This window comes from Aurantiacibacter sp. KMU-128 (genome assembly GCF_056933515.1).
In genome coordinates this window covers 315,218-337,431 of the sequence record NZ_JBXORT010000001.1, presented here as the reverse complement: position 1 = coordinate 337,431, position 22,214 = coordinate 315,218, and the positions used below count along the sequence as shown (strand labels likewise).

Annotated in this window: 21 protein-coding genes; 10 read left to right on the top strand and 11 right to left on the bottom strand. The window is 63.3% G+C overall.

Annotated features, from left to right (window positions below; translation table 11 throughout):
• Positions 1-10: 10 nt before the first annotated feature.
• Entirely contained in the window at positions 11-1,006 is a 996-nt protein-coding gene (locus ACS0VV_RS01710) for an aspartyl protease family protein (RefSeq protein WP_483531016.1), read from the top strand.
• Positions 1,007-1,056: 50 nt separating this feature from the next.
• Positions 1,057-2,886 (top strand): ABCB family ABC transporter ATP-binding protein/permease, encoded by a 1,830-nt coding sequence (locus ACS0VV_RS01705; RefSeq protein ID WP_483531015.1) that lies wholly within the window; start codon positions 1,057-1,059, stop codon positions 2,884-2,886.
• A 138-nt stretch (positions 2,887-3,024) separates the two neighbouring features.
• On the opposite strand, the gene ACS0VV_RS01700 is transcribed toward ACS0VV_RS01705, so the two are convergent.
• Positions 3,025-5,862, bottom strand: coding sequence for a M16 family metallopeptidase (locus ACS0VV_RS01700; protein ID WP_483531014.1), 2,838 nt, complete (start codon positions 5,860-5,862; stop codon positions 3,025-3,027).
• 227 nt (positions 5,863-6,089) lie between these two features.
• Between ACS0VV_RS01700 and ACS0VV_RS01695 the strand changes: the two genes are divergently transcribed.
• A complete protein-coding gene (locus tag ACS0VV_RS01695) occupies positions 6,090-7,595 on the top strand; it encodes a SulP family inorganic anion transporter (RefSeq protein ID WP_483531013.1) in 1,506 nt (501 codons plus the stop codon).
• An 82-nt stretch (positions 7,596-7,677) separates the two neighbouring features.
• Positions 7,678-8,439, top strand: coding sequence for an N-acetylmuramoyl-L-alanine amidase (locus tag ACS0VV_RS01690; protein ID WP_483531012.1), 762 nt, complete (start codon positions 7,678-7,680; stop codon positions 8,437-8,439).
• Between the two features lie 71 nt (positions 8,440-8,510).
• Here the strand turns inward: ACS0VV_RS01690 and hslU are convergent, their stop codons facing one another.
• From hslU to ACS0VV_RS01675, 3 genes are all read right to left on the bottom strand, one after another.
• Positions 8,511-9,809: an ATP-dependent protease ATPase subunit HslU gene (gene hslU / locus ACS0VV_RS01685; protein ID WP_483531011.1), complete on the bottom strand. Its 1,299-nt coding sequence runs from the start codon at positions 9,807-9,809 to the stop codon at positions 8,511-8,513.
• 112 nt (positions 9,810-9,921) lie between these two features.
• Positions 9,922-10,482 (bottom strand): ATP-dependent protease subunit HslV, encoded by a 561-nt coding sequence (gene hslV, locus ACS0VV_RS01680; RefSeq protein ID WP_483531010.1) that lies wholly within the window; start codon positions 10,480-10,482, stop codon positions 9,922-9,924.
• Between the two features lie 45 nt (positions 10,483-10,527).
• A complete protein-coding gene (locus ACS0VV_RS01675; RefSeq protein WP_483531009.1) occupies positions 10,528-10,989 on the bottom strand; it encodes an outer membrane protein assembly factor BamE in 462 nt (153 codons plus the stop codon).
• 181 nt (positions 10,990-11,170) lie between these two features.
• Between ACS0VV_RS01675 and ACS0VV_RS01670 the strand changes: the two genes are divergently transcribed.
• Positions 11,171-11,695: a ubiquinol-cytochrome C chaperone family protein gene (locus ACS0VV_RS01670; protein WP_483531008.1), complete on the top strand. Its 525-nt coding sequence runs from the start codon at positions 11,171-11,173 to the stop codon at positions 11,693-11,695.
• Positions 11,692-12,219: a YceD family protein gene (locus ACS0VV_RS01665; RefSeq protein WP_483531007.1), complete on the top strand. Its 528-nt coding sequence runs from the start codon at positions 11,692-11,694 to the stop codon at positions 12,217-12,219. The genes ACS0VV_RS01670 and ACS0VV_RS01665 overlap by 4 nt, the downstream gene beginning before the upstream one ends.
• Before the next feature lie 144 nt (positions 12,220-12,363).
• Here ACS0VV_RS01665 and ACS0VV_RS01660 read toward each other — a convergent pair whose 3' ends face one another.
• The gene (locus ACS0VV_RS01660; RefSeq protein ID WP_483531006.1) at positions 12,364-12,807 is read right to left on the bottom strand and encodes an Lrp/AsnC family transcriptional regulator; all 444 of its coding nucleotides are present in this window, start codon (positions 12,805-12,807) and stop codon (positions 12,364-12,366) included.
• A 105-nt stretch (positions 12,808-12,912) separates the two neighbouring features.
• On the opposite strand from ACS0VV_RS01660, the gene ACS0VV_RS01655 reads away from it, so the two are divergent.
• Positions 12,913-14,109 (top strand): PrnB family protein, encoded by a 1,197-nt coding sequence (locus ACS0VV_RS01655; RefSeq protein ID WP_483531005.1) that lies wholly within the window; start codon positions 12,913-12,915, stop codon positions 14,107-14,109.
• 72 nt (positions 14,110-14,181) lie between these two features.
• On the opposite strand, the gene ACS0VV_RS01650 is transcribed toward ACS0VV_RS01655, so the two are convergent.
• From ACS0VV_RS01650 to ACS0VV_RS01625, 6 genes are all read right to left on the bottom strand, one after another.
• Positions 14,182-15,651 (bottom strand): KAP family P-loop NTPase fold protein, encoded by a 1,470-nt coding sequence (locus ACS0VV_RS01650; protein WP_483531004.1) that lies wholly within the window; start codon positions 15,649-15,651, stop codon positions 14,182-14,184.
• Between the two features lie 395 nt (positions 15,652-16,046).
• Positions 16,047-16,580 carry a single-stranded DNA-binding protein gene (gene ssb, locus ACS0VV_RS01645; protein ID WP_483531003.1) on the bottom strand — a complete coding sequence of 178 codons (534 nt, stop codon included), beginning with the start codon at positions 16,578-16,580 and terminating at the stop codon, positions 16,047-16,049.
• 254 nt (positions 16,581-16,834) lie between these two features.
• Entirely contained in the window at positions 16,835-18,682 is a 1,848-nt protein-coding gene (feoB, locus tag ACS0VV_RS01640) for a ferrous iron transporter B (protein WP_483531002.1), read from the bottom strand.
• A complete protein-coding gene (locus ACS0VV_RS01635; RefSeq protein ID WP_483531001.1) occupies positions 18,679-18,942 on the bottom strand; it encodes a FeoA family protein in 264 nt (87 codons plus the stop codon). The genes feoB and ACS0VV_RS01635 overlap by 4 nt, the downstream gene beginning before the upstream one ends.
• A gap of 76 nt (positions 18,943-19,018) precedes the next feature.
• On the bottom strand, positions 19,019-19,696 hold the full coding sequence (locus ACS0VV_RS01630) for a COQ9 family protein (protein WP_483531000.1): 678 nt from the start codon (positions 19,694-19,696) through the stop codon (positions 19,019-19,021).
• A gap of 30 nt (positions 19,697-19,726) precedes the next feature.
• Positions 19,727-20,341, bottom strand: a complete 615-nt coding sequence (locus ACS0VV_RS01625) for an ankyrin repeat domain-containing protein (protein ID WP_483530999.1) — start codon at positions 20,339-20,341, stop codon at positions 19,727-19,729.
• 89 nt (positions 20,342-20,430) lie between these two features.
• Here ACS0VV_RS01625 and ACS0VV_RS01620 point away from each other — a divergent pair, with 89 nt between their 5' ends.
• From ACS0VV_RS01620 to ACS0VV_RS01610, 3 genes are read left to right on the top strand one after another with little or no spacing between them, the layout of a single operon-like run.
• Positions 20,431-21,036, top strand: coding sequence for an SCO family protein (locus ACS0VV_RS01620; RefSeq protein ID WP_483530998.1), 606 nt, complete (start codon positions 20,431-20,433; stop codon positions 21,034-21,036).
• Entirely contained in the window at positions 21,024-21,464 is a 441-nt protein-coding gene (locus ACS0VV_RS01615) for a YcgN family cysteine cluster protein (RefSeq protein WP_483530997.1), read from the top strand. Before ACS0VV_RS01620 ends, ACS0VV_RS01615 begins: the two co-directional genes overlap by 13 nt.
• Positions 21,465-21,468: 4 nt before the next feature.
• A complete protein-coding gene (locus ACS0VV_RS01610; RefSeq protein ID WP_483530996.1) occupies positions 21,469-22,206 on the top strand; it encodes a M48 family metallopeptidase in 738 nt (245 codons plus the stop codon).
• Positions 22,207-22,214 lie beyond the last annotated feature (8 nt).

Here is a 22,214-nt window from a genome sequence, read left to right as displayed (position 1 = left end):
GAGAGAGAATATGGAATGGACGGCAATCGGCACCGCGCTGGCGCTCGCATTCGCGGGCTTCGCGCTGCAGGATCGCGATCCCGGCAATGCGGCGGATCCCGAAACCGCAGAGCCCGCGGGCGATCCCGAAACCGAGGTCTTCACCGAGACGCTTGCGCTTGACCGCGACCGTGACCGGCGGCTGACCGTGCCTGTCACCATTATGGGGCAAGGTCCGTTCGATTTCATGGTCGACACCGGCGCCCAGGCGACCGTTTTGTCCGAAGAGCTTGCCACGCAGCTGGAACTGTTCGACCGGGAGCCTGCACTGCTGGTCGGCATGGCGAGCACACGCCCCGTCGAGACCACCATCGTCCCTGACTTCGAACTGGGAGAACGTATCTTCACCGTCCGGCAGGCGCCCATTGTTGATGGCGCCAATCTGGGAAATGTCGATGGCATCCTCGGCCTCGACAGCTTGCAGAACCAGCGCGTGTTGCTCGATTTCCGCAACCGGCGGATGACCGTGTCGGAGAGTTTCGAGGCGGGCGGCGCGAACGGCTATGACATCGTCGTGCGCGCGCGCGAACGGCTCGGCCAGCTGATCATTTACCGCGCGCGGATCGACGGGGTGAGCACCGCCGTGCTGATCGATACCGGCGCTTCGGGATCGATCGGCAATCCGGCACTGCAACGCCGCCTGCGCAATCGCCCCGCTCTGGAGGACGCGACCATGACCGATGTCAACGGCATTTCGCTGACCGGCGAAACGCGCATCGCCCGCTCGCTGCGGATGGGGCAAATGCAGATCAACAATTTCCCCGTGTCCTTCGCCGCGTCCCCCACTTTCGCGCATCTCGGGCTGGAAGACGAGCCGGCGATGATCCTTGGCATGAACGAGCTGCGGATGTTCCGCCGCGTCGCCATCGATTTCCGCGACCGGCGCATCTTGTTCGAATTTCCCGATGAACTGACCACCGATCAGGCGTGGAACTTCAACGAGCGGGCAACGCGGTTGCACGACTGACACGGGCAGACTTGTTAAAGGCGCGCATCTGCCCCACTTGTGGGCAGCGCATGAGGGATTTCGGAACAGCGACGGGCGAGAAAGGACCCACAGGCGATAATGCCGACTGGGTCACCATGCGGCGGTTTCTGCCGTATCTCTGGCCCAAGAACCGCCCCGAACTGCGGCTGCGCATTGCCGTCGCCGCACTGCTGGTGATTGCCGCCAAAGCCATCATCCTCGCCCTTCCCTTCGCCTATGCCGGCGCGGTCGATGCGATGGCTGCGGATGGCGACGGGCTGCTCTGGCCCGCATTGTCGCTGGTGCTTGCCTATGCCGCCGGACGCTTTGGCGGCGTGCTGTTCGAACAGAGCCGCAATATCGCTTTCAACCGCGTCAGCCAGGATGCCGTGCGCGGTCTGGCCGAAGACGTCTTCGCGCGGCTGCACCAATTGTCGCTCCGCTTCCACCTCTCGCGCCGCACGGGCGAGATCACCCGCATCATGGAACGCGGCACGCGCAGCATCGGGACAATGCTGTATTTCCTCCTCTTCAACATCCTGCCCACCGTCATCGAACTGACCGTGGTGGCGGTGGTATTCTACACCCTGTTCGGCTGGGAACTGTTGCTGGCAACCGCGCTGACCGTGGTCGCTTTCGTGTGGAGCACGCAGGCGATCACCGAATGGCGGGTGAAGCTGCGCAAGGAGATGAACGATCTCGACGGCACCGCCATGGCGCGCGCGGTGGACAGTCTGCTGAACTACGAGACGGTCAAATTCTTCGGCGCTGAAAGCCGCGAGCAGCGCCGCTATGCCGAAACGGCCGCCGCCTATTCCGAAGCCGCGATCAAGACCGAAAACTCGCTGGGCGCGCTCAATATCGTGCAGGCGCTGATCATGAACCTGCTGATGGCGTTCGCCATGGGCTTTACCGTGTGGGGCTGGTCGCAGGGCCGTTTGTCCCCCGGCGATCTGGTGCTGGTGAACACCTATCTGCTGCAACTCTTCCGCCCTCTCGATATGCTCGGCTTTGTCTATCGCTCGATCCGGCAGGGGCTGATCGACATGGCCGATATGTTCGCTCTGCTCGACCGCGAGGTGGAAGTCGCCGACGCACCGGGCGCGCCCGCGCTGCTGGTGCGCCGCCCGACTGTGACGTTCGAGAATGTCAATTTCGGCTACGAGCAAGACCGGCAAATCCTTCACGATCTGAGCTTTGAGGCACCGGCAGGCGCGAGCGTCGCGCTGGTCGGCCCGTCTGGCGCGGGCAAATCGACCATCGGGCGGCTGCTGTTCCGCTTCTACGATCCGTGGAGCGGGCGCATCTGCATTGACGGGCAGGATATAGCCGAGGTCACCCAAGCGAGCCTCAGACAGAGCATCGGCATCGTCCCGCAGGACAGCGTGCTGTTCAACGACACGATCGGCTACAATATCGGCTACGGGCTCGACCATCCCGGCGATGCCGCGATCCGGCAGGCGGCAGAGGATGCGGCGATCTGGCCGTTTATCGAAGGCTTGCCCCAGGGCCTAGAAACCGAAGTGGGCGAGCGCGGCTTGAAGCTATCGGGCGGCGAGAAGCAGCGCGTGGCGATTGCCCGAACGCTGCTCAAAAACCCGCCGATCCTGCTGCTCGACGAAGCGACCAGCGCATTGGACAGCCGCACCGAACAGGACATTCTCGCCACGCTCAAACGGGTGAGCGCCAACCGCACCACCATCGCCATCGCCCACCGGCTCTCAACGATTGCCGATGCCGATATAATCAACGTGATGGAAGCGGGCCGCATCGTCGAAAGCGGCAGCCACGCCGCACTATTGAAGCGCGACGGGCTCTATGCCGATATGTGGAACCGGCAGTTGAGCGAGGAGGTAGAGGGAGCGGAGGCCGCCGGATAAGGTAAGCAAGAAAGCCTTCCCCTTGGGGGAGTCGCAGACGGCGCGCAGCGCCTACGGTTGGGATGGGGGTTCGGCGTAAAGTGGGCGTCGAACCCCCACCCCCAGCCCCTCCCCACGGGGAGGGGAGAAGTAAGGGTTCTACCCGCCCATCGCAGGGCCAGCGGTATTCAGATCAAGCTCGCTCGCCGGGATCACTTCCACATCGGGGCGGATCGCTCGCAGTTCCTCGATAAAGGCCGCCGCATTGCCGACCACCACAACGCTGGTGCGCGCCGGATCGAAATACTGCGCCGCCGCCGCGCTCGCTTCCTCTGCGGTCACGCCCGCCAGACTTTCGGCATAGGTCGCAATCTCCGCCGGATCGCGGCCCAGCGTCAGCAGGCTGGAGAGGATGCCCGCATAGCCCGCCGAGCTTTCCAGGCTGCGATCATAGCCGCCGGTCAGGAACAGCCGCCGCCGCTCCAGCAGATCGTCGGCCAGCGGCTCGCTGCCCACGCGGGCAAATTCATCGAGCATCACCTGCACCACTTCGTCCACCGTCTCGTTCGCGGTCTGCGTGCTGGCGGACAGCAGCGTGCCATCGGCGAAGTCGGAAATGCCCGAATAGGAACCGTAGGCAAGCCCGCGTTCATTGCGGATTTCCTCGAACAACCGCCCGCTCGATCCGCCGCCGAGCACCGCATTGGCGAGTTCGAGCGGGCTGTAGGCGGGATCGGTCACATCGGGGCCGCGCGCCAGCAGGAACACCGCCGCCTGGCCCGCATCGGGCATATCGACCACCAGAGTGCGCGCGGGCAGTTCCTCGCCCGCAGGCGCTTCGATCACGGCAGGCACCGGCGCATCGCTGCTCCAGTCGCCGAACAGCCGCTCGGCCAAAGCAAAGGCCTCTTCCGGAGCAATCCCGCCGCTCACCACGATCTGCGCGCGCGCCGGGTGCCAATAGGCCTGCCGGTGGGCGAGCAAATCCTCGCGCGTAATCGCGCCGATCGATGCGAGCGTGCCGCCGCCGATATTGCCATAAGGCGCATCGCCGAAGACCAGCGGGCGCAGCACCATGCGCGCCAGCGAGGCAGGCTCGTTCATGGCAACGCGCAGATTGTCGAGCCCGCGCCCCAGTTCGCGCGACACTTCCTCTTCGGGATAGGTCGCATTGCGAATGACATCGGCGAACACCGCCCCCGCAGCATCCATATTGGCGACCGGCGCGGTGAGGAAGAAGCCGGTATTGTCGGTGCCCGCACTGCCGCCCATCGACGCGCCGAGGCTTTCCATCCGCGCCGCGATCTGCTGCGCGCTGAGGGTCGGCGTGCCGCGATCCGCCAGACTGGCGGCCCAGCCGGCGACGCCTGCGGTGGCGCGGTCATCGGAGATCGAACCGCCGGGCAGCAGCACCCGCATACTCGCAATCGGCACATCGCCCGTCTGCACCGCCAGCACTTCGATGCCGTTGGAGAGCGTGTGCGTCACGAAGGCGGGCACCGCGACGCTCGGCACCTCGCCCGGAGGGGGCGGCGCCTGCCGTTCGCCCTCGGGTAGCACGACCAGCGGTTCGCCCACCGGCGGCGGCAGAGTGCGGAAGGTGGGCATGGGTTCGGGGTTGGCGAAGGTCGAAGGATCGAACTCGCCGCGCGTCAGCCGCATATCCACCCGCGCATCGGGATCGAGCCAGTACTGCGCCACGCGCAGTACGTCTTCGGGCGTCACTGCGGCAATCGCTTCCAGCCGCCGGTCTGCCGCGCGCGGATCGCCGGTGCTGACCAGCGCCTCGCCGAGTTCGAACGCCCGCCCGCGCGCGGTCTCGCGGCTGCGCATGGCAGAGGCGATGATTTCGTTGCGCGCTTCCGCAATCTCGGCTGCGCTCACCAGCTCGCTGCGCACCCGCGCGGTCTCGGCAGCGAGCACGGCGGTGACCTGCGCTTCATCCGATTGCGGGCTCATCACCGCATATTGCGCCCACACGCCGCCTTCTTCGGAGAGGCTTTCGTATTGCACCGCCTGCACCGCAAGGCCGGGTTCGACCAACGCGGTGTAAAGCCGCGAATTCTGCCCCCGGCTCATAATCGCGCCGAGCACTTCCAGGGCAGCGGCATCGGGATGGGTCGCCTCGGGCATCTGCCAGACGCTGCCGACGACCGGCAGGGGCACGTTGGGGCTGGCGGCGCTGACGCTGCGCGGGCTGGTGCGGCGATCCTCGCGCTCCGCAATCGTCACATCCACCGGATTGGCGCGGCGCGGAATGTCGGCGAAATAGCGGTCCACCATGCTGCGCAAGGCCGCCATGTCGAAATTGCCCGCCACGATCAGCGTGGCCGTATCCGGCCCGTAATAGGCCTGGTGGAACGCGCGGGCATCGTCCAGCGAGGCTGCCGCCAGATCCTCCATACTGCCGATGCCGGGGCGGCGGTGCGGCAGTTCGTCATAGGCGATTTCGGGCAGCACCACCCGCTGGAACAGGCCGTAGGGCGGCGCGAGCACGCGGGTGCGGTATTCCTCCATCACCACGCTGCGCTCGGTTTCGAACACTTCGGTATCCACCACCGGAAACGCCATCCGCTCGCGATGCGTCCACAGCATGGTTTCGAGATATTCGGCGGGCACCGTCTCGTAATAATTGGTGCGGTCAGTGCCGTTGGACGCGTTGCGCGTGCCGCCGACATCGGCGGTCAGATCATTGATCTGGTTGTAATACATATTCTGCGTCTTGCGGCTGAGGATGTGCTCGAACAAATGCGCGAAGCCGCTGCGCCCTTCGGGATCGAGCTTGCTGCCGATTTCATACCACAGGCTGGTGGTGACGGTGGAGGTCGTATCATCCTCGATTGCGATCACCCGCAGGCCGTTATCAAGCGTCCATTCGGTGAACTCGATTTCGGGCGCGGTGAGGACGGGCGCGGTGTCGTCGGCGTCCTGCGCAAAAGCGGGCTGGGCAGCGGCAATAGCGAGCGCGGCGGCGGTGGCGAGATAGCGGAATGTCACGGTTAAGTCCCCTTGGAAGTCTGGCGCTTCGATAGAGGACCGTTAGACCCCATGCCGCGCGCGGGTGCAAGGCGCCCAAAGCCCGTGTCGATAAACCGCATGGCCGACTCTGCGAACGACTTGGCTCGGGCGCAGCCTTGCATTGTGCAGCGCAGCATCTATGCTCGCGCTGATCTTCCCCGTGTGCCGCCCCCGTGGCTTGTGCGCCCAGCCATAATGGACTGCCCATGTTTGACACCGCCGCGCTGAGGCGCGACTGGCTCGCCCAGCCGCGTGCCGATATCCTTGCCGGGATCGTCGTCGCCCTCGCCCTGATCCCCGAAGCCATCGGTTTCTCGCTGATCGCGGGCGTTGATCCACGCGTCGGGCTGTATGCGAGCATCGCCATCGCGATGATTATCGCCTTTACCGGCGGGCGCCCCGGCATGATCTCCGCCGCGACCGCTGCGGTGGCCGTGGTCGTCATCCCGCTGGTGCGCGATTACGGGGTCGAATACCTCTTCGCCGCGACCATCCTGATGGGCATTTTCCAGGGCATAGCCGCGCTGCTGCGGCTCGACCTGCTGATGCAGTTTGTGGGCCGCGCGGTCATCACCGGTTTCGTCAACGCGCTGGCGATCCTTATTTTCATGGCACAATGGCCACAGCTCAACCCTACCGCCGACGGGGTGAACTGGATCACCTACGTCATGGTCGCAGGCGCGCTGGCGATCATTTACCTGCTGCCCAAACTCACTACCGCCGTCCCCAGCCCGCTGGTGGCGATCATCGTGCTCGGCGCGCTCAGCATCGGGTTCGGTCTGCCGGTCAACACGGTGAGCGATATGGGCAATATCCCCGAAGGCCTGCCCTATCTGGTGTTCCCCGATGTCCCGCTGACATGGGAGACCTTCACCATCATCGCGCCCTACTCCGCCACCATGGCGGCAGTGGGTCTGATCGAGAGCCTGCTGACCGCCAGGATCGTCGATGACATGACCCACACCGGCAGCGACAAGCGCCGCGAGACTTGGGGCCAGGGCGCGGCGAATATCGGTGCTGCGCTGTTCGGCGGCATGGGCGGCTGCGCGATGATCGGGCAGTCGGTGATCAACGTGACCTCTGGTGGCCGTGGGAGGCTTTCAACCTTCGTTGCTGGCCTGACGTTGCTGATCCTGTTGTGGCTGCTCGGCCCTATCGTGGGCCAGATTCCCATGCCCGCGCTCGTCGCGGTGATGATCATGGTGAGCATCGGCACGTTCAGCTGGACGAGCATCCCCAACTTGCGTCATCACCCGTGGCAGGCGAGCGTCGTGATGCTCGCCACCGTCATTGTCGTGGTGACGACGCACAATCTTGCCCTCGGCGTGCTGGTGGGCGTGCTGCTGTCGGGCATTTTCTTCGCTGCGCTGGTGATGAACCTCTTCAGCGTGGAGCGGAGCAGCGACGGCAAAACCGCGCATTACACCGTCACCGGCCAGATCTTCTTCGCCAGTGTCGAGCGGTTCAACGCCGCGATGAAACCCGAAAGCCAGCGCCCCGACGCGGCCGACCACGTGGTGATCGACGTCTCCAAGGCGCATTTCTGGGACATCTCCAGCGCGGGCGCCCTCGATGCGATTGTCGAGCGGATGCGGAGGAATGGCCGCAGCGTGCAGGTGATCGGCCTCAACGAAGCAAGCGCCGAGATGATCGACAAGCACGCGGTGGTCGACCGGACGGGCGTGGAGATAGGGCTAGCCCCGCATCCGTGAAGCGCGGCTCCTTCTCTCTGCTTGCGCAATCGCCTGTCTTGGAATAGATTTTTCTCCTAGGCAGCAATCGAGGGGGAATGTGATGCCGGATAACCGACCTGAAAACAGTGAAATTGTCTGGCATATCCAGAAGCGTCTGAACGCGCTTGGATACAGCCTCGCAACCGATGGCGACCTTGGCTCGCGCACCTATTGGGACCAGAGCAAGACTTTGGCCGCCATGCTCGATCACCTTGGCGGGCCGGTGGAGACAATCGGGCCGATTCCCGAAACCCGCTCCGCCTCTGGAAAGAAGATTTTCCTAGATGTCGGCCACGGCCAAAAGCCTGACGGATTCGACCCCGGTGCAGTGAATGCCGGTTCGGGGATCACCGAACACCAGCTCAATCTGGTCGCGGCCAAGGCGTGTGCAGCCGTGCTGCAAAGTGCAGGCGCCGATGCAAAGATCGACGACAGCAAACGGCACAATTACTCGGCCGGTAAGGCCGCCAAGAGGAGCGATATCTGCATATCGATCCACCACAATTCGGCAGGCGCGAATGCGCAGGGCAGCGAGGTTCTTTACCACAGCGCCAAAGCCAATCCGGCGGACAAGGCTCTCGCCAAAATCGCGGCGAAGGCGATGGCCGACGAATTGGGCATCCATAATCGCGGCGCGAAGCCCGCAGCCTTATCGGTGTTGTCCGGCGCTCGCGACGTAGGGGTGCCGGTGGCGGTGCTTGCAGAAATGTATTTCATCCAGAAACAGTCGCCACCCAATCCGGAGCCCGGCGAGATGCAAATCTGGTCGCATCGGGCCGGTGAAGCGCTTGGCCGTGCCGTGCTGGAATATCTGAACGGCTAGGGAGAAAAGCAGCCGCTGGCGCTGAGCGCCTTCTGCGAGTCCGACAGCCTCAGGACAGACGGAGTTGTGGGCTACAACACATACTTCGACAAATCCGTATCGCTCGCCAGTTCGGTCAGCCGTTCGCGCACATAGGCCGCGTCCACGGTTACGCTTTGGCCGTCCATGTCCTCGGCTTCGAAGCTCAGTTCCTCGAACAGCTTTTCCATCACCGTTTGCAGGCGGCGTGCGCCGATGTTTTCGACGCTTTCGTTCACCTGCGCGGCGATGCGGGCGACTTCGGCGACGGCGTCCTCGGTCATTTCGACCGTCAGATTCTCGGTGCCCAGCAGCGCCTTGTACTGGCTCACCAGATTGGCCTTGGTCTCGCTCAGAATGCGGATGAAGTCCGCTTCGGTCAGTGAACGCAGCTCGACGCGGATCGGCAGGCGGCCCTGCAGTTCGGGGAGCATATCGCTGGGCTTTGCCACATGGAACGCGCCGCTGGCGATAAACAGCACGTGGTCGGTCTTCATCGGGCCATACTTCGTGGCAACCGTGGTGCCTTCGATCAGCGGCAGCAGGTCACGCTGCACGCCTTCGCGGGAGACGGAGCCGCCGCGCACATCGCTCACCGCGATCTTGTCCACCTCGTCCAAGAAAACGATCCCGTTGGTCTCCGCATTGGCGAGCGCCACGCGAGCGACATCGTCCTGGTCCATGCGCTTTTCGGCCTCTTCGTCGACGAGCTTGTCCCACGCGTCGGGGACTTTCAGCTTGCGCTTTTTCTTGGGCGCGCCGCCGAAGGCCTTACCCATCATCTCGGACAAATTGATCATCGTCGCGCCGCCGCCCATGCCGGGAATGTCCATCTGCATATTGGGCGCGTCGGAGACTTCGATTTCGACTTCGGTCTCGTTCATCGCGTTTTCGACGATGCGCTGGCGAAAGCTGGCGCGGGTCGCCTCGCTTGCGCCGGTGCCGACCAGCGCATCGAGCAGACGGTTCATCGCCGCCTCGCTGGCGGCTTCGCGCACGGCCTCGCGGCGGCGTTCCTTCTCCAGCCGGATCGCTTCTTCCACCAGATCACGGGCAATCTGTTCGACATCGCGCCCGACATAGCCGACCTCGGTGAACTTGGTCGCTTCCACCTTCACGAACGGCGCATCGGCGAGCTTCGCCAGACGGCGGCTGATCTCGGTCTTGCCGCAGCCGGTGGGGCCGATCATCAGAATGTTCTTGGGCGTCACCTCGTCGCGCAGATCGGCGTTGAGGCGCTGCCGCCGCCAGCGGTTGCGCAAGGCGACCGCGACCGCGCGCTTGGCGTCTTTCTGGCCGACAATATGTTCGTCCAATGCGGCGACGATGGCTTTGGGGGTGAGGTTTTGCATATCTACTTCTTTCTCCCCTCCCGCCTGCGGGAGGGGCCGGGGGAGGGCGTGTAAAAGAGGCCGGGAGGGGTTACATTCCCTCCCCTAACCCCTCCCGCAAGCGGGAGGGGAACTAGACCGTTTCCACGGTCACATTGCCATTGGTGAAGACGCAGATATCCGCCGCGACCTGCATCGCCTTGCGCGCGATGACTTCCGCATCCTCTTCGTAATCGGCGAGCGCGCGGGCTGCGGCCAGCGCGTAATTGCCGCCCGAACCGATGGCCGCAATCCCGCCTTCGGGTTCGAGCACGTCGCCATTGCCGGTCAGCACCAGCAGCACATCCTTGTCCGCGACGATCATCAGGGCTTCGAGATTGCGCAGATATTTGTCCGTGCGCCAGTCCTTGGCGAGCTCGACCGCGGCGCGCAGCAACTGGCCGCTATACTGCTCCAGCTTGCGTTCCAGCCGTTCGAACAGGGTGAAGGCATCGGCGGTCGCGCCGGCGAAACCGGCGATGACTTTACCGTCCTCGCCGATGCGGCGGACTTTGCGGGCGTTGGGCTTCATCACGGTGTTGCCCATGGAAACCTGCCCGTCACCCGCAATCACGGTGCGGCCTTCGCGCTTCACGCCGACAATGGTGGTGCCGTGCCACTGGGTGAGGCCGTGGCTTGCCTTTTCTGCGTTCATGCGGCGGATATGGGCAAACCCGCCGCGCCGTTCAAGCGGGATGGCTTACTGGCCGCCGCCTGCCCCGCCACCGACACCGCCCACGGTGCCGATATTGCCGAACAGGTCTTCGAAGAAGCCACGCTCACGCCCCAGCGTCGGCGTTTCATCGCGTTCATAGCTGATGCGCGCCACCTGCTCCATGCCGGTGCGTTCGGTCGAAACGACATTCCCTTCCGCATCGAAATGCACGGCAAACACGTTGTGCGTGGCAATGCGCGGCTGGCGGAAAGCGGCCTGCTCTGTGCGACTGGAAACATAATACCAGATCGGCTGGCCGAACTGGCTGGTCAGCGTCGGGCGGCCCAGCGCATCTTCTACCGATTGACGGTTGTCGAGGCCCGGCTGCACCGACTGGAACAGCGTCTCATCGGCGATATAGCCACGGTGCATGGAGATCGAGTTGCACCCCGTCACCGCCAGGCCCATTCCGGCCAGCAGAGCCATCCGCATCATCGCACGCTTCATCGTCAAACCCTTCAATCCATCGCTTCGCAGCGGCTTTGGCCCGCATTGCCAGACCCGCGCCGCGCCCTATATCTGCGCCAGCCTTAGGGGAGCCATCGCGCAGGTGCAATGCGCTCTCGCTATGCGCCCCCCGATTGAACCCCCGCTTAACTGGCGGCGGAATGACGAAAGAGAAACTGCGATGTCCTTCTTCCAGCGCCTGATGGGCAAAAGCGGCCGCGACGAGTTGCGCCCCGTGTGGCACGCCACCGTCGGCATCAGCCGGGAGCCCGAATGGTATGCCGACTGTGGCGTCGAGGATTCGGTGCAGGGCCGGTTCGACATGATTTCGCTCGTGCTGAGCCTCGTCACCCTGCGGATGGAAAAGAGCGAAACGCTCGCGCCCAAAACCGCTTTGCTCACCGAATTGTTCGTCGAGGATATGGACCGCCAGCTGCGCGATACCGGCGTTGGCGATCTGATGGTGGGCAAGAATATGGGCAAGCTCGTCGCCGCTTTGGGTGGCCGCATGGGCGCGCTGCGCGAGACTTTGGGCGAAAGCGATGCGAAGCTCGCCGAAGTGCTGGCGCGCAATATGACGCTGATCGAACCGGAAGCGAAACCTTTCCACCTAGCAGTGCGGGCGCGGGCCTTGGCGAATGATCTGGCGGGGCAGAAGGATTCGCTCTTGCTCGACGGGCAATTGCGGCCAAGATTGGTGCGATGAACGATACGCCTGAATTCCCCCGCCCGTTCGACCTGCGGGGCATTACCGACAAGCCGGTCGAGCTGACCGCAAACGCAGCCGAATGCGCCGCCTTGGCCGAAAGGTTCGGACTGGTCGCGGTGCATTCGCTTACCGCCAACCTCGCACTGGAGGCCAAGGGGCAGGAGGTATCCGCCACCGGCCCGATGCGCGCCAGTATCGTGCAAAGCTGCGCGGTTTCGGGCGACGATCTGCCCGCCGAAATCGCCGAAGACATCGCCATCCGCTTCGTGCCCAGCGCCACGCTGGAAGCGAGCGAAGAGGACGAGGAAGTCGAACTCACCGCCGAAGATCTCGACGTGATCGGCTATTCCGGCAGCAGCTTCGATCTGGGCGAGGCAGTGGCGCAAAGCCTCGCGCTCGCGATTGATCCCTTTGCCACGGGGCCGAACGCCGACGAAGTGCGGCGCGAGAAGGGCCTGATCGAGGAAGGCGAAGCCGATGGCCCCCTAGCCGATGCCTTGCGGGGGTTGAAGGGCAACTAACGCGTTCTCCCCTCCCCGTGGGGAGGGGCCGGGGGTGGGGGTTCCACGCCAATTTATGTCTTACCCCCATCCCAACCGTAGGCGCTTCGCGCCGTCTGCGACTCCCCCAAGGGAAAGGGCTTTTTTGGCGACCGAGCCGCGCCCTTAAGCCCGCATATCCTTCGACGAGCCCAAACATATATGCGAGGTGATGCTCGCCACTTGCGGCAGTGTGCCCAGCGTATCGGCGTGGAACGCCTTGTATTGCGCGAGGCTTTCGACCTCCACCCGCAGCAGATATTCGACCGCGCCGGTCACATTGTGGCATTCGCGCACTTCGTCCGCTGCGTCCATCGCGGCTTCGAAAGCGCGCGCGTCTTTCGCCAGATGCGCTGACAGGCCGACCATCACGAAGGCGGTGATCTCCCCGCCCAGCCGCGCGCGGTCGAGCACGGCGCGGTAGCCTTTGATAAGGCCCGTCCGCTCCAATTCCTGCACCCGCCGCAAACAGGCCGAGGCGGAGAGGCCGACACGGCTCGCCAGATCGGTATTGCTGATCCGCCCGTCACCTTCGAGCGTGCGCAAGATTTTGCGGTCTATCGCGTCCATTGCCGAATAATCTGCGAAACAACCCCTCCCGTCAACGCAATTCGCAAGGAAATTCACCCCAAGGCGGTGTATAGTTGCGCGCAAATCAGGGAGAGGATACCAGACATGACCGCCGCCACAATCGAGAAGTCCGCTATTCTGCCGCTCGCCGACTACGATATGTCGGCCGAAACGGGTTTCCTGTGTCGCCATGATGCGGCGGGCGTGACGCTGCCCGATGCGTGGGCCGATGCGGCGAAAGTGGCGCTGCAATTGCCGCAAGTCCTCCCCGCAGGCGAAGTCCGCGCGTTCCTCGAAAAGCACCTGCCCGCCCCCGAAGAACTGTCCGACGCGGCGAACCTCTCCGACGCGCAGGCGCGCATGGCGACGGTGCATTACACCTTTATGGTGCAATCGTGGGTGTGGGGCGAGGCGACCGTCTCCAACCGCCTCCCCGCCAAGCTCGCCGTGCCGATGGTCGCGCTGGCCGACCGGCTGGGCCAGCAGCCGCTGCTCACATACAGCTCCTACGTGCTCGACAACTGGTCGCTGATCGATGCAGCGAAGCCCTTGGGCCTCGACAATATCCGCATGATCCAGAACTTCCTTGGCGGCATGGACGAGGCATGGTTCGTGCTCGTCCACGTGGCGATCGAGGCCTGCGCTGGCGAAGTGCTCGCGCGCTTTGCCGATATCGATGCGGCGGTGAAGGCCGGCGATGCCGAGCTCGCGCGCACGCATCTGGAGGCCAATGCCGCGCGCTGGGCGCAGATCAACGCGCTGTTCGACCGGATGCCCGAACGCTGCGACCCCTATATCTATTTCGAGCGCGTGCGCCCCTATATCCACGGCTGGAAGGACAATCCGGCGCTGCCCGACGGCGTGATCTACGAAGGCGTCGAGCGTTACGGCACTGCCGCGCAAGCGTTTCGCGGGCAGACCGGATCGCAATCGAGCATCGTGCCGAGCATGGACGCTCTGATGGGCGTGGGCCACGCGGCCGATCCCTTGCGCGAATATCTCGACCAGCTGCACGATTACCGCCCCGGCCCGCACCGCCGCTTCGTCGACGATGTACGCGCGGCAAGCACCCTGCGCGGGTTTGCCAAAGAGGTCGGCTCAAAGGGACTGAACGATGCCTATAACGCGAACATTCAGGCGGTGGCGGACTTCCGCACGCGCCATCTGGAATACGCGGCGAGCTACATCAACAAACAGGGCAAACGCAGCGCGGGCAACGACACCGATGTCGGCACCGGCGGGACGCCCTTTATGCGCTATCTGAAGAAGCACCGCGACGAGACGGCGGCGAATTTGCTGTGAGGGGGGAGTGGAAACCTGTCTTTCAATTTCCTCGCAGCCCCAGGTCTAAGGCTGGAGCCCGCTGCTAGCGAGCTAATCAGTCAGACGATCTACCAAGCGAACCCGCTCATCATAAGACGCGATTAGTGAGGGCGGCACGGCCCATTGCCCCCCTTCATGCCGCTTTTCGATAATGTTGAATTCCTCGGCGAACACTGATCGCAGATAATCAGCCCCGACCATGTCTCGTTTGGGCCCTAGCCTCGCATGCAGTAGCGAGTCTGTGGCCATGGTAATTAACTCGTTATAAAGCCTTCCCAATCCAATCGTACGATCGGCGCCCATTCTATAGATCGAAGAATAATTCGATAGCTGGGCGCTATCTAAGTTTGTCTCAATCACGGCTTCACCGCGAACCATTGCGATCAGCTTCGGAATCAAGGCTGTCAATTCCACCGGAACTTCTGAGTCCCAAGATTGGAAGAAAATAACCAAGGCCCGCATTACGGACTTCGCTTCTCGAGGAGTAACATTCATCGCCGAGAGTATAAAGGCGATATAGTCTTCATGGTCGCCTTCGGCGTTCTTCATGTAACCATTTTTTGGCGGCGATCTCATTCGCTGCCAGTCGAGCCCTAGATCGATCATTTGGTCAGCTACAAGAGCAGCCATGCTCCGTTGTCGAAGGGGCATCGACCAATCGAAAAACCGCCTAAGATAGTCGTCGCTTTTGAAATTGGCTCCATACACGCTTTGCACGCTGGCACTCAGTTGCTGGCGATGGATTGCGAGCACGAACGCCACCCCGGGTACATCGAAGAAATGCTTGATCTCCTCCAGAACCTTGATTGCATAGTCCGGTCGGCAGCGATCAAGCTCATCAACGATGACAATTAAAGGACCGACCTTCTCGACATCGCCGGGAACGAGCGAAGCGATCATTTGCGCCATCGATTTCTTGAATTCGAGCCGCGACCGTTTGCGGTTGCGGTAGTCCTTGATGAGATCTTGCGCATGTTGGTCGGCGAGTTCAGTTACCCTGTCGCCGATAGCCTCGATCCCAGCGCCAGCGCCCTCCCCGATCGCTGCAGCCTCGGAAGAAATATGTTCGCCGCTCTCATGAAGCAGCTCACGAACCTCCTCAACGGCGGCATCATCGATATAGCGCGCAATCGCCTTGGTCAGGGCACCACCCGCACCCTTTGCAAGAATGGGCAAAATATTCCGGCGTGCCGCACTAAGCTTTTCACGCGCTTTCTTGGCAGCAGGCGCTGAGAGATATGGCTCAAGGGCCTCGTCAATCGCCGCCATGATAGACACGCTAGGCTCGTTGCCAGAATCATCCGCCCAAGCATCGACCCGTGCGACTGGGTGCTGTTGGGAGAGCTTCTCCGCCAGTAGCTCAAGAAAAAACGATTTCCCCGTGCCATAGTGAGAATCTAGCGCCAGCACGAAGGAATGCTGCGGTCGAGCATTGGCTTGGTCCACGAGTAGCGAAGAAATGAGCTCGACTTCCTGTTCACGCCCAAGACGATCCTTGAGATCAGCATCGGTATGATTCATTCTCACCCACCCATCTTACTGGTTCATCAGCGAATTTTCTAATCATGTTTCCACAGGCAACCCGATGATACGCCGAGGCCGATCATGCCTTTCGCTCAGGAGCCGCTAGCTAGGAATCAATTGCGCCCATTGAGCGGCCCTGCGCAAACCACACCCCTTTCCTACACACCCCCGCATCTGCAACCACCACCGCCGCTCTTTCCCATCGTCCGAACCTGCCCGCGTCGAAATGACAGTTTTTGCGCCCTCGCGCACAACTGTCACCTTCGCTTTCTCGCGCGCCAAACCCTTGTCGGAAAAAGACAATCCGGCATCGCGCAAAGGTGACACGGTGTCACCTTTGTCACCTTCTCAAACAAGAGGCTTTCAGGAGATGTCGTTAGCCTAGTGCCCGATCAGAACGGGATATCGTCGTCCAGATCGTCGTAATTGGCGCCGCCGCCATTGCCGCCGTTCGAGCCTCCGCCCGAACCGCCGCCGAAGCCGCCACCGCCGCCTTGGCCGCCGCCTCCGCCATAGCCGCCGCTGCGCTGGCCACCGCCACCGCCACCGCCACCGCCACCGCCACCGCCGCCTTGCGCGCCGTCGAGCATCGTCATTACCGAGTTCGGGCCGCGCAGCACCACTTCGGTCGAGTAGCGGTCATTGCCTTGCTGGTCCTGCCATTTGCGCGTCTGCAGCTGGCCTTCGATATAGACCTTGCTGCCCTTGCGCAGATACCGCTCCGCCACGCCCGCGAGCCCTTCGTTGAAAATGGCGACCGTGTGCCATTCGGTGCGCTCCTGCCGCTCGCCAGAGTTCTTGTCCTTCCAGCTTTCGGACGTGGCGATGCGCAGATTGCACACCTTGCCGCCGTTCTGGAACGTGCGCACTTCCGGGTCAGCGCCCAGATTGCCGATAAGCATGACTTTGTTGAGGCTGCCCGCCATTCTCGAATCCCTCTTATGTGTTCGGACAAAGGCTTATCGAAGCGATAGGTGAGTCGCCACCCCTGCACGGGAGATTAGTCCACAGTCGAGCTTGTTTTGGTTCACGCAGACGCGCAGGAGCACAGAGGTTGTGTGCCACCGGCGAAGCCGGGAAGAAATATCGCGCAGAGAACGCAGAGGGCGCAGAGGTCGGACTCGCGCAATCTCCGCGCCCTCTGCGTTCTCTGCGCGAAACCGAAAATTGCCTGCGGCGCTTAAAGCCCCAGCCCCACAGCTGCCCAGTAGGTTAGCCCCGCAAACACATAGGCCAGCGCAAACAGATAGCCGACCATCACCATCGGCCATTTCCACCCGTTCGTCTCGCGCCGGGCGACGGCGATGGTGGAGAGGCATTGCGGGGCGAAGACGAACCACGCGAGGAAGGCGAGCGCGGTCGGCAGGCTCCAGCGCAGGGCGATCTGGTCGCGCAGGGCGAGCTCGGTCGCTTCCTCGTCGTCAGCATCAACGGCGTAGGTCGTGGCGAGCGAGGCCACCGCCACTTCGCGCGCCGCCATGGCGGGCACCAGCGCCAGCGTCATTTCGCGCTGGAAGCCGATGGGCTCGAATGCGGGCTGCATGAAGCTGGCGATGTGTCCGGCGGCAGAGGCATCGAGCTGGCTCTCGCCCGGCCCGGCCTTGGGGAAAGTGAGCAGCAGCCACAGGATCACGGTGGCGGCAAAGATGATCGTGCCCGCACGGCGGAGGAACACCCAGGCGCGCTGCCACAGGCCAATCAAAAGGTCGCGGATGGGCGGCCATTGGTATTTCGGCATCTCCATGATGAACCCGCTCGCTGCGCCCTTGGTCGCCGTCTTGCGCAGGACAAGTGCGACGATCATCGCACCGATGATCCCGGCGATGTAGAGGCCGAACAGAACGAGACCTTGCAGGCCAACGCCGCCGCCCACGGTGGTCGCCGGAATGACCGCGGCGATGACAACCGTGTAGACCGGCAGCCGCGCCGAGCAGGTCATCAGCGGGGCGATAAGAATGGTCGTGAGCCGGTCTTTCGGATCGGCGATGGAGCGGGTCGCCATAATGCCCGGAATGGCGCAGGCAAAGCTGGAGAGCAGCGGAATGAAGCTGCGCCCCGACAGGCCGACACGGGCCATCAGGCGATCCATGATAAAGGCGGCGCGGGCCATATAACCCGACTGCTCCATCACGAGAATGAAGGCGAAGAGGATGATGATCTGCGGCAAAAACACGACCACCGAGCCGACTCCGGCGATCACGCCCTCGGTAATCAGGTCACGCAGGAAGCTCTCGGGCATCACGGACACGACCGCAGCGCTCGCCGCCTCGGCCACCCCTTCGATAGCGCCGATTAGCGGGTCGGCCCAAGCAAACACCGCCTGGAACACCACAAACAGCAGCGCGAAGAGAATGACGGGGCCGAGCCACGGATGGAGCAGCACCTTGTCGAGACTGGCGTGCAGCTTGCGCTCTCCGCTTTCGGAAAGCACCGCGCCCTTGGCGATATTGCGCGCCGCCAGCCGCCGCTCGGGCAGCGTCAGCGCGGCGACTTCGTGCCGGGTCGAGAGATCTTGCGAATGCGCATCGCCCATCGCAGCGGCCAGCGCGTCGAGGCCCTTGCGCCGCACCGCGACGGTCGGGACTACCGGCACGCCCAGCGCATCGGCCAAGGCGTCGGGATCGATCGCTAGCCCATCGCGCTCGGCCAGATCGACCATGTTGAGCGCGACAACCGTGGGGCGGCCCAGTGCGATCACTTCCTGCGCGAAGACCAGATGCTGTTCGAGATTGGCGGCATCGACGACGATCACCAGCAGTTCGGGCTGCGCCTGCCCGGCAAACTCGCCGGTCACCACCTGCCGTGTCACTTCCTCGTCCGGGCTGGAGGAATCGAGCGAATAGGAGCCGGGCAGATCGAGCAGTTCGACAGGCTCGCCGCTCGGCATCAGCATGCGGCCCGCTTTGCGCTCCACCGTGACGCCGGGATAGTTGGCGATCTTCTGTCGCGCGCCTGTCAGGGCGTTGAACAGGGCGGACTTGCCCGCATTGGGATTGCCGACCAGAGCGGCGGTGCGCGGAGTGCTCACAATTTCACCACCTGCATGGCCCGCGCATGGACGCGGCGCACGGCAATCGTGGTGCGGCCCACCAAAAGCGCAATGGGATCCTTGCCGAAGAAGACCCCGCGATGGGCAATTGCCACCCTCGCCCCGGCATCGATGCCCAGCGCGCGCAGGCGCTTGCCTTCATCGGGCGCGAGCGCGTCCCAATCGACGGATGTGATCTCGGCCCGGTCGAGCGGAGCGAGCGTATCAAGCGTTACGGAGGAATCGGCAATCTGTGTCACGCCACGCGCCGTGCCACGGCATCAGGCTAATTGCAACTCATTCTCAATAGGAAATTCCGCTCCTACTGCACGGGGCCTATCCTTGCGGATAGCGCAACCGCCCGAGGAAGCGCGCGAGGTCGAAATGTTCGCGATCCTTGCCGAGGAATTGCGCTTTCACCTTCTCGAACTTCATCACCCCGTCGATACGGCGATCGAGGAAAGCGGCGGTGTCGGCCTTGTCCTCGCTCTCGTCGCTTTTCCATACGGCCAGCGTAGCGGCGTAAATCGAGGCGAGGATCGCGCGCTTTGTATAGTGGTTGTAATCGGTCGCGGTATCGCCGGCGAGGCGCCACATTGTGTCCGCGCTGCGCCAGCCCTGCTTCATCGCGGCGGCGATATTCTGCGGCATGGCCTGCACCGTCACCGCGCGCGAGAGGGCCTCTTCAAGCCCGGCAATCGCTTCCAGCCGGAACCAGACGAGGCTGCGGATGCGCTCGCGAATGGGCATATTGCCCAGGCGGCCATCGGCAAACTCTTCTGCCATCCGTGCATCGATGGAGGCTATCCAGGCATCGATCATGTCCATCGCACGGGCACCCGCGCCATTGGCAGGAAATGCCAATCGGGCAATTGCCGGATCGATCCCCACACTATCGGCAGCAGCATCGAGCGCGGCGTCGCTCCACCCGTCAAACATCGCGGCCATGGCGATTTCGGGAGCGAGCACCAGCCGCACTTCGTCCAGTGTCAGATCGTTGGCCACATCAGTCATGCACTTGTCCTTCCCGCGATCCTGCCCCGATCAAAAGACCGGGCCGTAAATCCGGCCATCGCCGCCGGCATTGTCGGTTTCGTTTTCCTCGATCGTGGCGAGAATGCGCGGCGGCACGCCGGACTGGCGGGCATAATCACGCGCGCTGCGCCCGGTATTGTCGGTGAAGTCAGGATCGGCCCCGCCTTCCAGCAGAATCTCCATCAGCTCGACATTGCGGGTCAAAACGGCGGAAATCAGCGGGGTTTCGCCTACGCTGTTCACCACGTCCACTCGCGCGCCGCGGCGCAGCAGGATTTCAACGCCTTCAAGGAAACCCACTTCGATGGCAACGTGCAGCGGCATCCGCCCGCGACTGTCGGCAACATTCGGATTGGCACCTTCCTGCAGCAGCCAGCGCGTCCAGGTCGGATCCTGCCGGCCGACGACGATATGCAAACCGGTTTCGCCGCTTGTCACATCGCGCGCATTGATAACCGTGGTGCCGGGCTGGTTGAGCATCTCGGTTGCTTCGGTGCCGTTGCGTTCCCGCACGGCTTCGAGGAATTCATACCCTTCGGAATAGAACTGCGCTGCCGCAGGGCTCGACACCGCCAGCGCGAGGCCCGCGGTGGTGATTGCGATGAAATTACGAAGAGCGACCATGGTCACCCGGCCTCCTGTTGCCTGAAAAATCTGCGCGAAACTGCCCGCAGGCATTGGCGCGCACCTTGAATAGCCCGTGTTAGCAGACCATGAATAGGGCCACCATGTTTGCACGATTATACCGGATTGCAAGCCTTGCACCGCTCGCCCTTGTGGCTGCGTGCGGCAATGCGCCTGCCGAAACTCCGCCACTTTACGATTCTGCTGTTGTGGGAGGCTTCGAATTGCAGGATGCGGAAGGGCAAACCGTCACCGACGCGGATTTTGCCGGACGCTATCAGGCGGTTTATTTTGGTTACGCCTATTGCCCCGATATCTGCCCCTTCGACATGGCCAAGATGGTGCGGGGGATCGAGGCTTTCGAGGACGCCAATCCCGAATTTGCCGGGCAAATCCAGCCGATCTTCATCACCGTCGATCCCGCCCGCGACACACCTGACGTGATCGCGCAATGGACCAGCGGATTCTCCGACGACCTGATCGGCCTCACCGGCTCGCCCGAAGCGATTGCGGCGGCGGCGGCCAATTACTTCGTGCAATACAGCCAGCAGGAGCCCAACGAACGCGGCGACTATTTGATGGAGCACACGCGCATCAGCTATCTGGTCGACCGCGAAGGCCGACCCATGGCTTTCTTGCCGGTCGACCAGTCGGCCGAAGCGGTCGCTGCCGAGCTTGAAAAGTGGGTGCGGTGAGGGAGCGGTTCTGGGAACTGGAACTGGGCGAACTTACCCGTCCCGAATGGGAAGCGCTATGCGACGGCTGCGGCAAGTGCTGCCTGCACAAGATCGAGGATGACGATACCGGCGAAATCCTCGACACCAATGTCGCCTGCAAGCTGCTCGATACCGGCACCGCGCGCTGCCGTGACTATGCCCATCGCAAGGCCTTTGTGCCCGATTGCCTGCGGCTGACGCCCAAGCTGGTCAATGAAGTGCGTTGGCTGCCCAAAACCTGCGCCTATCGCCTGCGCGCCGACGGCGAACCTTTGCCCGAATGGCATTACCTGCTCACCGGCAGCCGCGACACGATGATCGCGGCGGGCGCGAGCATTGCCGGGCGCTGCGTGTGCGAGACGGTGGCAGGGCCGCTGGAGCACCATATCGTCGATTGGGAGCTATAAGTAAGTGCTCGACTGGTTGCGCCGCGATCACCAGCATCCCAGCGTGGAGGTGAGCGGTCGCACCCTGCCGATTGCCATCCGCCGCCATCCGCGCGCGCGGCGGCTGACGATGCGGCTGGCGCCCGACGGCAGCGAATTGCGCATTTCCATGCCGCAATGGGGCCGCACACTAGACGCGCTGACTTTCGCCAATGCGCGCAGCGAATGGATCGCGCGGCAACTCGCCAAAGTGGCGCAGCCTGTGGTGCTGGAGGACGGCGCCGCCCTCCCGTTTTGCGGCGAACAGTTGACGTTGCGCTGGAATCCCGCCGGGCCACGAAAGGTGCGGCGCGAGGGCGGCAGTCTGCACGCTGGCGGACCGGAAGAATTGCTCGCTTCGCGCCTGCGCCGCTGGCTGGAGAGCGAGGCGCTGGCCCTGTTGCAAGGCGATCTCGCCGATTATTGCGCCAGAGCCAGCCTTCCCCAGCCCGAATTGCGTTTGTCACGTGCGCTACGGCGCTGGGGTTCCTGCTCCAGCGAGCGGAGAAAGAACGGGTCGTGTATCCGCATCAACTGGCGGCTGGTTATGGCCCCGACCCATGTCCGCCGCTCGGTCGTCGCGCATGAAGTCGCGCATCTCACCCATTTCGACCATTCGCCCGCTTTCTATGCCGAGCTGGCGCGGCTTTACGAAGGCGATCTCGCCGTCGCCGATGCGTGGCTCAAGGCGGAAGGGCGCGGGCTCTATGCGCTGTTCGGTTAGCGCCCACT